This is a genomic window from Iamia sp. (genome assembly GCF_035575815.1).
Lineage (GTDB): Bacteria > Actinomycetota > Acidimicrobiia > Acidimicrobiales > Iamiaceae > Iamia.
The window spans coordinates 1-11,689 of sequence record NZ_DATLXO010000114.1 but is presented as its reverse complement, the minus strand read 5'-3'; the positions used below and the strand labels follow the sequence as shown (position 1 = coordinate 11,689).

Sequence of the window (11,689 nt, the reverse complement as noted above, 5' to 3'; positions counted from 1 at the left end):
CCTCCGCCTCCGCCTCCTCCGCCTCCGCCTCCTCCGCCTCCGCCTCCTCCGCCTCCGCCTCCTCCGCCTCCGCCTCCTCCGCCGCCTCCTCCGCCTCCGCCGCCTCCTCCTCCCGCTCCCGAGCCCGCGCCTGCACCCGCTCCCGCGGCGCCGCAGGGTGGGGTCTGGGACTCCCTCGCCCAGTGCGAGTCCGGAGGCAACTGGGCCATCAACAGCGGCAACGGCTACTACGGCGGGCTGCAGTTCAGCCTGCAGACCTGGGAAGCCTTCGGCGGCTCGGGTCTGCCGCATGAGAACAGCCGCGAGGCGCAGATCGCCGTGGCCGAGCGCATCCTGGCCGGCCAGGGCTGGGGCGCCTGGCCCTCGTGCACGCGCCAGCTGGGTCTGCGTTAGGCGCAGCGGCTCACGACCCGACCCCACCGCAAGTGGTGGTGTCGCCCCGGGACGGCCCGGTCACCTCCCCCCCGGTGGCCGGGCCGTCCCGCGTCCGAGCGCGGGCTGACGCCGCGCAACGGGGTAGGACGGGTCGGTGACGAACCCGACGCGGCCACGGTGGGCCCGGCGCGCTGATCCGCCCGGCCCCGCCTCAGCCCGGCATGCGCCCGAGCTGGTCGGCGAGGGCGGCGGGATCGCTCACCGGGGCCTGACAGGCGTACCGGCGACACACGTACGCCTGGCCGGGGGCCCGCCCTTCCCACAGCGGCGACGGGTAGGCCTCGCCCCACGCCAGCACCGCGGTGGGCAGCCACCGGCGGTGCACCTCGGCCACCAGGTCGGGCGCCTCGCCGGGGATGACCACCTCGGTCGCGCCCTCGGCGTGGAGGTCGAGGGCGGCGGCCAGGTGCGCGAACGCAGGAGCGTGCTGGGCCACGAGCGGGCCGAGCAGGCCCAGCACCTCTTCCGCCGCGGTGCGGTAGTCGTCGTCGCCGGTGAGGGCCGAGAGGCGGAGCAGGGCCCAGGCTGCGTTGCTGTTGGCGCTGGGGGTGGCGCCGTCCTGAAGGTCTTTGGGCCGAGCGACGAGGGCCTCGGCGTCGGTGCCGGTGGTGAAGAAGCCCGAACCCTCGGCGTCGCGGAAGAGCGCGAGCAACACGTCTGCGGTGGCGCGGGCGACGGCCACCCAGCGGGCCTCGCCGGTGGCCTCGGCCAGGCGGGTGAAGCCGTCGACCAGGGCGGCGTGGTCGGCCGCGAAGGCCGGCTGGCGGGCCCGGCCCGGGTCGTCGGGGTCGAGGTGGTCACCCTGCCAGGACCGCAGCCAGCGCCCCTCGGGGGAGCGCAGCCGCAGGCACAGGAACTCACCGGTCTGCACCGCGGCGTCGAGCCACGCCCGGTTGCCGGTGGCCGCCGCGGCCTCGGCCAGCGACGCGAGCATGAGCCCGTTCCACTCGGTGAGCACCTTGTCGTCGAGCCCGGGGCGCACCCGCTCGGCGCGCACGTCGAAGAGCCGCAGCCGGCAGTCCTGGATGAGCGGCGGGCGCTCGATGTCGCCCTGCGCGTGCATGCGGTTGAGGATCGTGCGGCCCTCGAAGTTCCCGCCGTCGGTGACGCCCCACCACTCCATGGCGGCGGCCGCCTCGTCGGGGCCCAGCGCGGCCCGGACCTCATCGGGTGTCCAGATGTAGAAGCGGCCCTCCTCGCCCTCGCTGTCGGCGTCCTCGGCGGAGTAGAAGCCTCCGCCGGGATGGCGCAGGTCGCGCAACACGTAGGTGATGGTCTCGTCGAGCACCTGGCGGTGGCGGGGCGCGCCGGTGAGCTGCCAGGCGTGGAGGTAGGCCCGCACGAGCAGGGCCTGGTCGTAGAGCATCTTCTCGAAGTGGGGCACGAGCCAGCGGGCGTCGACCGAGTAGCGCGCGAACCCACCGCCCAGGTGGTCGTAGATGCCCCCGGCGGCCATGGCGTCGAGGGTGAGGGTGGCGGCCCGCAGCGCCTCGGCTCGGCTGTCGTCGTCGCCGGTGCCCTCCGTGGCGGTCTCGGCTCGGGCGGCGTGGCGGAGGAGCAGGTCGACCGACGCGGGCTGGGGGAACTTCGGTGCTCGTCCGAAACCGCCGAGGGCGTCGTCGTGGGCCTCGAGGAGGTTGGCCACCGCGGCGGTGACCGCCTCGGCGCCCGGGACCGGGTTGCTGCCGGGGGCGACGGCGAGGGTCTGGCGCAGGTGCCCGGCGATCTGCGTGGCCTGGCCGCTGACGTCGTCGCGCCGGTTGCGCCAGGCGTCGTCGATCGATCGGCACACGTCGAGGAAGCCGGGCATGCCCCCGCGGCGCTCCCGGGGGAAGTAGGTCCCGCAGAAGAACGGCTCGCCCTCGGGGGTCATGAACACCGTCATGGGCCAGCCCCCGGAGCCGGTCATGGCCTGCGTGGCCTCCATGTAGACGGCGTCGACGTCGGGACGCTCTTCGCGGTCGACCTTGATGGCCACGAACAGGTCGTTGACCACCGCGGCCACGTCGTCGTCCTCGAAGGACTCGTGGGCCATGACGTGGCACCAGTGGCAGGCCGAGTACCCGACCGACAGCAGGACCGGCACATCGCGCTCTCGGGCCTCGGCGAAGGCGTCGTCCCCCCAGGGCCGCCAGTCGACCGGGTTCTCGGCGTGCTGGCGCAGGTAGGGGCTGGTCTCATCCGCGAGGCGGTTCATGGGGGCAGGTTAGGGAGGCCTGCTAGAGGTGCGAACGGAGCCGTTCCTCCGGGCGGCCGTGTCACCTATGGATGACCTGCCGCAAGGAACAGAGGGGCGCCCCTCCTTCCAGACGCCATCCTCGCTAGAGCGTCGAGGTCGCGGCCCGGACGCGGTCACCCAGCCGGGCGAAGCCGTGGGTGAGGGCCACGCCCGCAGCGCCGGCGAGGAGCTCTTGCGCCTCCTCGGCGTGCCCGGTCGCCCGGCGCTGGAGCCGGGCGGCGGCTTCGTCGTGGGCGGCCCACGCCGCCCACAGCGGAAGACCGGCGGCGGCGTCGAGCCGGCGCGCCGTGGTGAGGCGCTCGATGGCGACGTCGAGCTCGCCTCGCAAGCGGGCGAGCAGGCCGAGGTGCCTATCGACGCGGCCGACCACGAGCATGCCGCAACAGCCCACGACGACCTCACCTTCGAAAGGCGCCAGGCAACCCTCCAGCGGCTCGGCGAACGGTCGGTACCCGACCGCAGCCGCACCAGCACGATGACGGCGGAGGACTACTGCACCGACCGCACCATCGGTCTCTGTGCGCCGGAGGGGCAGTACACCTACTCGGGGGGGATCACCTACACCATCCGCATGACGACCCTGCCCGACGCCGACTTCGACGGGCTGCCCGACAGCGCCGATGCCCGCCCGACGGTGTTCGACCCGCTCCCCTGACCGACCGCGAGGTCAGGGGTCGACCGACCTACCAAGACCCGTCGTGGGCGACTGCGCCTGACCCTGCCTCCGGCCCGCCTTCGCCGCCCTGCCCTATCGTCGTCGTCCCATGGACATCAGGTTGGACGGGCGGGTGGCGGTCGTGACCGGCGCGAGCCGGGGGATCGGGCGCGCCACGGCCGAGCTGCTGGCCGCATCCGGCGCACGGGTGGTGTTGACCTCGCGGAAGGCCGACGCCCTCGAGGCGGCGGCGGCCGAGGTCGCGGCCGCGGTGCCGGGCGCCGAGGTGGCGTGGGTCGCCGCCAACGCTGGAGCCTCCGAGGCGCCGACCGCCATCGTCGCCACGGCCATGGAGCGCTTCGGTGGCGTCGACATCGTCGTCAACAACGCGGCCACCAACCCCTACTTCGGCCCTGCCCTCGACATCGATGACGCCCGCTGGGACAAGACCTTCGACGTGAACCTGAAGGGCGCCCACGCCCTGGTGCGCGAGGCGTGGCGGGCCTCGATGTCCACCCACGGGGGTGCGGTGGTCAACGTGGCGTCGGTGGGTGGCCTGTCGGTCGAGCCCGGCATCGGCGTCTACAACGTCACCAAGGCGGCCCTGATGCACCTGACCCGGACCCTGGCCGCCGAGCTGGGCCCGACGGTGCGGGTGAACGCGGTGGCGCCGGGGCTGGTCCGCACCGACATGGCCCGCGGCCTCTGGGAGGAGCACGGCGAGGCCTTCGCCCGCCGCCTGCCGCTGCGCCGTCTCGGTGAGCCCGAGGACATCGCCCGGGCGATCGTGTTCCTGGCCAGCGACCTCTCCTCGTGGATGACCGGCGCCACGCTGGTGATCGACGGCGGGGCGGTGATGCGGGGCTGAGCTCACCGCGTGTGCGACGGCGGGTCCCGGGTAGCAAGCCTGCACACCACCACCTGGAGGATCCATGCCCTCGAAGCTCCTCGCCCTCTCCCTCGCCGTCGGGCTCGCCCTGTCGGGCGCCGCGTGCGGCGACGACGATGACGACGCCGGCGAGACCGCCGACAGCGTCGTGGACGAGGTCGAGGAGGGCGCGGAGGACGCAGGCTCCGAGGTCGAGGAGGGCGCGGAGGACGCGACCACCGCGGCGGCGGAGACCGCAGCCCGCAACATCGCGTCCGAGCAGGGTGAGGACGAGTTCTCCTCCGCCGGAGAGGAGATCGACGGCGATCTCTCCTGCGAGGCCGAGGCCGCGGACGGGGCCGACACCGTCGACGTCACCTGCACGGGCACGACCGAGGACGGTGGCGAGGCCGAGTTGATCGGGACGACCAGCGAGTTGCCCGGTGCCAGCGCCACCGAGCTCGAGGGCGACTTCACCGGCACCGTCGACGGCGACGAGGTCTTCGCCACCGACCGCTTGGGCGCGGATGACGGCTCCGAGGACGACGGCTGACTCATCCCCGTTCCCGGAGCTGGTCGTGGTTCTGGGGCTGGCAGATCGCCGACCAGTCCGGGTCGGTGGGGGGTGGGTCGCGGGGCGGGTGACCGGCGGCCGGTTGTGACCTGTGACACCATGGGGCGACGCTGATGAGGGAGCGCCGCCATGCACGTGGAAGGACTGCTGAGGAACAAGGGCGACGACGTCGTCACCGTCGCCCGGACGACGACGGTGGCCGACGTGGTCGCCACCCTCGCCGAGCACCGGGTGGGTGCGCTGGTCGTGAGCGATGACGGCACCCAGGTCGACGGCATCGTCTCGGAGCGCGATGTGGTCCGGGCCCTCGCCCAGCACCAGGGCGCTCTGCTCGGCCACGAGGTGGCCACGATCATGACCAGTGAGGTCGTGACGTGTGGTCTGCAGACCACGGTCGACGAGCTCTCCTCGTCGATGACCGAACGGCGCATCCGGCACGTGCCCGTCGTGGTCGACGGTGCCCTCGTCGGCATCGTGAGCATCGGCGACGTGGTCAAGGACCGCATCCGCGACCTCGAGACCGAGACCCAGACCCTCCACGAGTACATCAGCCACGGCCGCTGACCGTCGACCGGGGCTCGCGCCCCACCCTCGGCGGTCCTGTCGTCCCCGAGGAGTGCGGTGCCCGACCCGATCCACCCGCCACCGGACCCCGCGTCGGGACCCGCCCCCACCGCGGGTCAGCCCGCCGGGTGGTACCCCGACCCCGACGGCCACGGCCTGCGCTGGTGGGACGGTGCTCGGTGGACCGCCGAGGAGCGCGACCCGCCCGGGATGCGCTGCCTCGTCTGCGGCCACGGCGACTTCGACCGGGCCCAGTACATGTTGAACACCCAGGGCATGACGCTGCTCGGCTGGGACGGCTTCAACCGCCAGGCCAGCTGCTTCGTGTGCCGGTACTGCGGCTTCATCCACTGGTTCGCGCCCAGCCCGCCGGCGCCGAAACCGGGCCCGTAGGCGACGCTCGCGGACCCCGTCGCCATCGACCACTGGCGCGGCGGGATGCGCCGGATGCGACGGGTCAGCCGGGTCCGTCGGGGGTCTCGCCGGTTCTGAGGGCGCCGCGACGGACCTTCCCGAGAGGTGTCCGGGGCAGGGCGGCCACCACGCGCAGCTCGCGGGGCGCGCACCAGGCCGGGAGGGCATCTCGGACTCGGCCCCGCACCTCGTCGAGCGACGGACGCGGTACCCCGTCGCGGGGCACGACCCAGGCCACGACCCGCTGACCCCACTCGGTGTCGGGCCGCCCCGCCACGGCCACCTCGGCCAGCGCGGGGTGGAGGCGGAGCACGGCCTCGACGGTGTCGGGCCAGACGTTCTCGCCGCCGGTCACGATCATGTCGTCCCGCCGGCCGCGGACCGTCACCGTGCCGTTGGCGGCGACGTCGCCCCCGTCCCCGGTGGCGAGCCACCCCGTGCTCGTCGGGTCCTCGGGCCGCGCCCGCCGCAGGTCGCCGACGGTGGTGTCGGCCCGGCGCACCCCGCGCGCCAGGGTGGGGGAGCGGACCCACAGCTCGCCGTCGATGGCGCGGACCTCGACCCCGGGCAAGGGCCGGCCGTCGTAGACGACGCCGCCCCCGGTCTCGGTGAGGCCCCAGGTGCGCACGACGTTGGCGGGCCGCTCGGCCACCGTGTCGGCCGAGCCGCCCAGCACCACCCAGCGGAAGCCCTCGGCGCCCACCCGGTCGAGGGCGGTGGGCACGAGCGAGGTGAGCGTGGCGCCGCCGTCGCGGGCGACGATGACGGCCTCGGCGTCGAAGCCTGGGTGCACCTCGAGACCGATGCCGTCGATCAGCGCCCGGACGACCACGCCGAGGCCGCCGACGTGCGCGAGCGGCAGGCAGGCCAGCCACCGGTCGGCCCGGGTCACGCCGAGGTGGGCGTGCACCATGCGGGCGTGGGCGGCCAGTGCGTCGTGGGTGAGCACGACCCCCTTGGGCTCGCCGGTCGTGCCGCTGGTGGGCACCACGAGAGCGTCCTCGGCGCCGATCTCGCCTCGGCCGTGGTCGAGGGTCTCGATCTCCCGGCCGGCGCCCGCCGGGGTCACGAGCGCCGCGGGGCGCAGCATCGCCAACAGGCGCCGGCGGGCAGGGTCGGGCAGGCGCGGGTCGACGGGCAGCACCGCATCGCCCTCGTCCCAGACCTGTCGCAGAGCCGCCACGAACGCGGGCCCGCCGTGGGCGACGACGGCGACGAGCACACCCATGCCCGAAGGGTAGGGGTGCGGCCCGCACGAGCGGCGCCGAGCCTCCGCCGGTGACGCGCGGCACGACGGCACGGGCCGGGTTACGGTCGGTGGCCCGCAGCCACCATCTCCCCGGAGGACCCGATGCAGGGCCTGATGCAGGACCACCAGCTCACCCTGGTGCACTTCTTCGACCGCGCCGAGCGCCTGTTCGCTGAGAAGAAGATCGTGACGGCCACCGCGACCGGGCGCGACGAGCGCACCTACGGTCAGTGGGCCGACCGCACCCGCCGCCTGGGCGGCGCGCTCGACACCCTGGGCATCTCCGCCGATGGACGCGTGGCCACCTTCGGCTGGAACACCGCGAACCACCTCGAGCTGTACTTCGCCGCCCCGTGCAGCGGTCGGGTGCTCCACACGCTCAACATCCGGCTGTTCCCCGAGCAGCTCACCTACATCGCCAACCACGCCGCCGACGAGGTCGTGTTCCTCGACCGCTCCCTCGCCGCCCTGGTGTGGCCCCTGCTCGGAACGTTCGAGACCGTGCGCCACGTCGTGGTCATGGACGACGGCGCCGGCGACGTGCCGAGCGAGGCGCCCGACGGCAAGGAGGTCCACGACTACGAGGAGCTCCTCGCCGCCGCCGACCCCGTTCGGTGGCACGTCGACGACGAGGGCCAGGCCGCGAGCATGTGCTACACGTCGGGCACCACGGGCAACCCCAAGGGCGTCGTCTACAGCCACCGCTCGACCTACCTGCACACCGTCGGGGTCATGGCCGCCGATGCCATCGGCGCCTCGGAGACCGACACGATCCTGCCGGTGGTGCCCATGTTCCATGCCAACGCCTGGGGCCTGGCCCACGCTGCGGTGGCGGTGGGGGCGAACCTGGTGATGCCCGGGCCCAAGATGGCCCCCGAGCCCCTGGCCGAGATGATCGAGCAGGAGAAGGTCACCATCGCCGCCGGCGTGCCCACCATCTGGATGGGCGTGCTCCCGGCGCTGAAGGGGCGCGACACCTCGGCCCTGCGGGCCATTCCCTGCGGCGGCTCGGCGGTGCCCCGCGCCCTGTCGGAGGCCTACCGCGAGCAGACCGGCCTGCCCATCTTCCAGGCGTGGGGCATGACCGAGACCAGCCCCGTGGCCTCCGCCGGCCACATCAAGTCCACCCTCGCCGAGGGTCGCTCCGAGGACGAGCTGGCCGACCTGCGGGCCACGATCGGCGTACCGCTCTGCGGTGTCGACCTCCGCATCGTCGACCCCGACACCCTCGAGCCGGTCGCCGCCGACGGCGCCGCCCAGGGCGAGATCCAGGCCCAGGGCGCCTGGATCGCGCGGGAGTACTACGACGACGAGCGGTCACCCGAGTCCTTCACCCCCGACGGTTGGCTGAAGACCGGCGACGTCGCCACCATCGACGCCCACGGCTACATGCGCATCGTCGATCGCACCAAGGACGTGGTGAAGTCCGGGGGTGAGTGGATCTCGACCGTCGAGCTCGAGAACGAGATCATGGGCCACCCCAAGGTCGCCGAGGCCGCCGTGATCGGGGTCAAGCACCCCAAGTGGCAGGAACGCCCGCTGGCGTGCGTCGTGGTGAAGGAGGGCGAGGAGCTGACCGGCGCCGAGGTCCTCGAGTTCCTCGAGGGCAAGGTCGCCAAGTGGTGGATGCCCGACGATGTCGTCTTCGTCGACGAGATCCCCAAGACGAGCGTCGGCAAGTTCTCCAAGAAGGACCTCCGGGTGCAGTTCAAGGACTACGAGCTCCCGACGGTGTAGCGGGGTTCGGACCGCGACCTGGCCGACCAATCACCAAGGTCAGCAGCGGGCCGTGAGCTGCGTCGCCACCTCCTCGCGAGAACCTGTTGCTCGACCGTCGGATCACGCACGGATACGCCGCGAGTCCGTGTGTCACCGGCCCGACAGCTCGGTGGTGGTGTCGACGACCTTGGCGAAGAAGTCCCTTCGCTCGGCGTCGCCGCCCATCAGGGTCGCCACCGATGACCGGAGCTCGTCGAGGTTGACCGTGCGCGCCGAGGCCATCGTCGCCACGTCGAGGACGTCCTTGGGTCGCGCGAAGAAGGCCTTGAACACCGCCAGGTCGGTGCAGGCGAGGACCGGGAGCTTGTCGAGATGCCCGAACGGCACGTGTCGGACGCGTGTGTGCACATCGTCGTGGAAAGGGTGGTTGGAGAGGAACACATCGACCGGCGTCTGCCCCCACCACAGCCGGGCCTGCGCGTCGCGTCGGAGCAGCGTTGCCGCGGAGTCGTCGAGGTCGATCTCAGGGCGGAGGGCGGCGGCCAGCACACCGACCCCCTCCGTGCCGACGAACACGTTGACGTCGATGTCCTTGGTGCCCCTCGGCTCCTGCGTGCAGAAGGCGAGCGCCAGGGCTCCGCCGAACGCGTGGGGGAGCTCGGCCTGCGCCAACATCCGATGCAGGCCGAGGACCTTGTCGCCGAGACCGAGCGTCACCCGGGGCTGCAGGCGGCGAGCTCGGCGAAGCGCGGCGCGTCGAGTCGCGCCGCGTGGTGCTGGGGCAGCAGGTCGGCGAGGGCGAGCACGTGCCAGAGGTCGTCGGCGTTCTGTCGAGCATCGATCGTCGGCGTCGGTCGAGAACCGAGGACCAGCTCCTCACCCGCCGCTCGCAGGATCCGATCGACGGTGTCCACGCGCGGGACCCGCTCACCCCGCTCGTAGAGGCAGACGGCGGCCGCCGAGGTGCCGGCGCGCTGGGCCAACGCCCGCTGGCTGAGCCCGGCGCGCCGGCGCGCTCCACGGAGGAGATCGGCGACGTCCATGGTTCGGATGTTATCGGAGCCGACATCAACCTCGGCGGCACCCGGAGTCGAACGACGAGGGCGGGGCCTCGACCTCGAGAGCCTGTCGTGGCTCCCGAGCGACAGGCAGGTCGAGGTCGAGCTCCGCGATCGACGCCGGCACGGTGGCGGCCACCGGCCGTCCCTGCCACTCGACCGCTTCACTCCACCTCGCCGAGCCAGGTGCGGGCGCCGATGTCGGCGAGCTCCCGACGCCGATCATCGTGATCGGGCATGGCCTGGGTCACCACCCGCCAGAACTGGGGTGAGTGGTGCGGCTCGTGCAGGTGGGCCAGCTCGTGGACGAGGACGTAGTCGACGAGAGGGGGACGGTGCTGCAGCGTCGCCCAGTGGACGTTGATGCGGTTGCGGCCGCGCGTGGAGCCCCATCGGTAGCCGAGGTCCACGACGCGGACCTCGATGTCGCCCACCCCGAGGCGTGCCGCCCACGGCCGGATGCGCCGCTGCACCCAGGGGGTTCCGACGCTCCGATACCACCCTCGCAGCGCCTCGACCGCCTCGTCCGGGTCCTCAGCCAGGCCGCAGGAGAGGACGAGGCGACCGCGTTCGAGGCGCACACCCGCCGTGTCCCCGGATGCGGGTGCGTTGCTCAAGGTGAGGCGGTGGTTGCGACCGAGGTAGGCGAAGCCCTCGCCCTCCACGAGCTGCTTGGTGACCGGCGCTCCCCACAGGGCGTGCTTCTCGGCCAGCTTCCGATGGATCCAGTCCGATCGGGCGTCGATCATCGATTCGATCTGGGCGACGGTCGCCCCCTCGGGCGCCTTCACGCTGAGAGATCCGTCACGTTCGACCGTGATCTCCAGCGTGCGACGCCGTGGTCGTTGGACGACGGTGAAGTGGAGCGGGCCCCGGGTGAGCTGGTCGGGGAGGGCAGGCGGCATCACCCCACCAGCCGCCTGTGGTTGGTCCGGGCCAGGTCGACGAGCCGGGTGGCCATCTGGTCGCACGTGGCAAGGGAGCCGTAGAGGCCGCTCTGGTCGAGCTCGCGCTTCAGCCACCGGCGGAGGGTGTCCTGGCGGTGGGCGCTGGCCCAGAAGCCGACGTCGTCGATGTCGGCACGGACGTGGGCGACCACGTCTCGGGTGAGCGCCACCACGGCAGGATGCGCCTCGGCGCTGAGGTCGTCGACGTCGTCCGCGCCGAGGCCGTCCAGCAGGATGCCGAGGAAGGGCTTCTCCGTCGCCGGGTCGAGGCCGGTTCCGTCATCGGGGGGCGGCGTGCGCATGTCGGTGATCAGCCCATCGAGGGCCAGCACGAGCTGCTCCCACTGCCCATCCAGGCGTTCGAGGATCTCGGTCAGTCGCTCGGAGAGCTTCTGGTACCGGGCCGGGTCCTCGTCGATGTGCGACCGGATGTGGTGGCGGGCCGCGTGCTCCATCTCCGATGCTCGGGCCCGGTCGCTGGTGAGCCCCGCTACCCGGGCCGGGAAGTCGATGTCAGTGATCCGGACGGGAGCGATCCGGCCCGACAGGTCGAGCACCGTGATGTGCTCGTCGACGAGCTGGCGGACCTTCTCGCGGTAGAGGCTGGGGTTGAAGCCGCCGTCGCCCTCGTCTCGGTAGCGGCGCCGGACCTCGATCTGGATCCGGGCGAGGAGCCGGGCGTCGCCGATGAAGGGGCGGGCCTCGGGGCGGGGCAGAACGATGTCGAGCGACGTGAGGAAGGCCTTGAGGTCGACGTCGAACGCGGCCCGGAGCGTGGGATCCTCCAGGAGCGCGACGCACGCTTCGATCGAGCTGGGGTCGTCTGCCGGCGTCACACCGCGCGTCGTCAGGTGGTGGCGCACCCGGGCGTGGCGGTCGCTCAGCCGTCCGATCTCCTCGGTGAGGTCGTGGAGCGACTCCTCGACGTCGTCGTCGAGGGAGCCGTCGGGCGCGGCGTAGGCGGCCA

Annotated in this window: 13 protein-coding genes and 1 pseudogene; 7 read left to right on the top strand and 7 right to left on the bottom strand. The window is 72.9% G+C overall.

Annotation, left to right across the window (positions count from 1 at the left end):
* Positions 1-393, top strand: a 393-nt coding sequence (locus tag VNL12_RS12050; protein ID WP_325594861.1) for a transglycosylase family protein, incomplete at its 5' end; no start/stop codon positions are given.
* A 193-nt stretch (positions 394-586) separates the two neighbouring features.
* Here the strand turns inward: VNL12_RS12050 and VNL12_RS12045 are convergent.
* Positions 587-2,632 carry a thioredoxin domain-containing protein gene (locus tag VNL12_RS12045; RefSeq protein ID WP_325594859.1) on the bottom strand — a complete coding sequence of 682 codons (2,046 nt, stop codon included), beginning with the start codon at positions 2,630-2,632 and terminating at the stop codon, positions 587-589.
* A gap of 124 nt (positions 2,633-2,756) precedes the next feature.
* Complete coding sequence (locus VNL12_RS12040; RefSeq protein WP_325594857.1) at positions 2,757-3,050, bottom strand: hypothetical protein; 294 nt, start codon at positions 3,048-3,050, stop codon at positions 2,757-2,759.
* A 99-nt stretch (positions 3,051-3,149) separates the two neighbouring features.
* Here VNL12_RS12040 and VNL12_RS12035 point away from each other — a divergent pair, with 99 nt between their 5' ends.
* The 5 genes from VNL12_RS12035 (at position 3,150) to VNL12_RS12015 (ending at position 5,728) form a co-directional block, all read left to right on the top strand.
* Positions 3,150-3,329, top strand: a complete 180-nt coding sequence (locus VNL12_RS12035; RefSeq protein WP_325594855.1) for a hypothetical protein — start codon at positions 3,150-3,152, stop codon at positions 3,327-3,329.
* 109 nt (positions 3,330-3,438) lie between these two features.
* Entirely contained in the window at positions 3,439-4,197 is a 759-nt protein-coding gene (locus VNL12_RS12030; protein ID WP_325594853.1) for an SDR family oxidoreductase, read from the top strand.
* A gap of 64 nt (positions 4,198-4,261) precedes the next feature.
* Entirely contained in the window at positions 4,262-4,750 is a 489-nt protein-coding gene (locus VNL12_RS12025; protein WP_325594851.1) for a hypothetical protein, read from the top strand.
* A gap of 150 nt (positions 4,751-4,900) precedes the next feature.
* On the top strand, positions 4,901-5,335 hold the full coding sequence (locus VNL12_RS12020) for a CBS domain-containing protein (protein WP_325594849.1): 435 nt from the start codon (positions 4,901-4,903) through the stop codon (positions 5,333-5,335).
* A 57-nt stretch (positions 5,336-5,392) separates the two neighbouring features.
* Positions 5,393-5,728 carry a DUF2510 domain-containing protein gene (locus VNL12_RS12015; RefSeq protein ID WP_325594847.1) on the top strand — a complete coding sequence of 112 codons (336 nt, stop codon included), beginning with the start codon at positions 5,393-5,395 and terminating at the stop codon, positions 5,726-5,728.
* A gap of 64 nt (positions 5,729-5,792) precedes the next feature.
* On the opposite strand, the gene VNL12_RS12010 is transcribed toward VNL12_RS12015, so the two are convergent.
* Positions 5,793-6,977, bottom strand: coding sequence for a class I adenylate-forming enzyme family protein (locus VNL12_RS12010; protein ID WP_325594845.1), 1,185 nt, complete (start codon positions 6,975-6,977; stop codon positions 5,793-5,795).
* Between the two features lie 123 nt (positions 6,978-7,100).
* Here VNL12_RS12010 and VNL12_RS12005 point away from each other — a divergent pair, with 123 nt between their 5' ends.
* Entirely contained in the window at positions 7,101-8,735 is a 1,635-nt protein-coding gene (locus VNL12_RS12005) for a long-chain fatty acid--CoA ligase (protein WP_325594843.1), read from the top strand.
* Between the two features lie 132 nt (positions 8,736-8,867).
* Here the strand turns inward: VNL12_RS12005 and VNL12_RS12000 are convergent, their stop codons facing one another.
* From VNL12_RS12000 to VNL12_RS11985, 4 genes and pseudogenes are all read right to left on the bottom strand, one after another.
* The gene (locus tag VNL12_RS12000) at positions 8,868-9,434 is read right to left on the bottom strand and encodes a hypothetical protein (protein ID WP_325594841.1); all 567 of its coding nucleotides are present in this window, start codon (positions 9,432-9,434) and stop codon (positions 8,868-8,870) included.
* Positions 9,431-9,760 (bottom strand): helix-turn-helix transcriptional regulator, encoded by a 330-nt coding sequence (locus VNL12_RS11995; protein ID WP_325594839.1) that lies wholly within the window; start codon positions 9,758-9,760, stop codon positions 9,431-9,433. The genes VNL12_RS12000 and VNL12_RS11995 overlap by 4 nt, the downstream gene beginning before the upstream one ends.
* Before the next feature lie 179 nt (positions 9,761-9,939).
* Positions 9,940-10,680, bottom strand: a complete 741-nt coding sequence (locus tag VNL12_RS11990) for a SprT family zinc-dependent metalloprotease (protein WP_325594837.1) — start codon at positions 10,678-10,680, stop codon at positions 9,940-9,942.
* A pseudogene (locus VNL12_RS11985) lies at positions 10,680-11,689 on the bottom strand (restriction endonuclease subunit R); the annotation flags it as partial. The gene VNL12_RS11990 and the pseudogene VNL12_RS11985, both read right to left, overlap by 1 nt.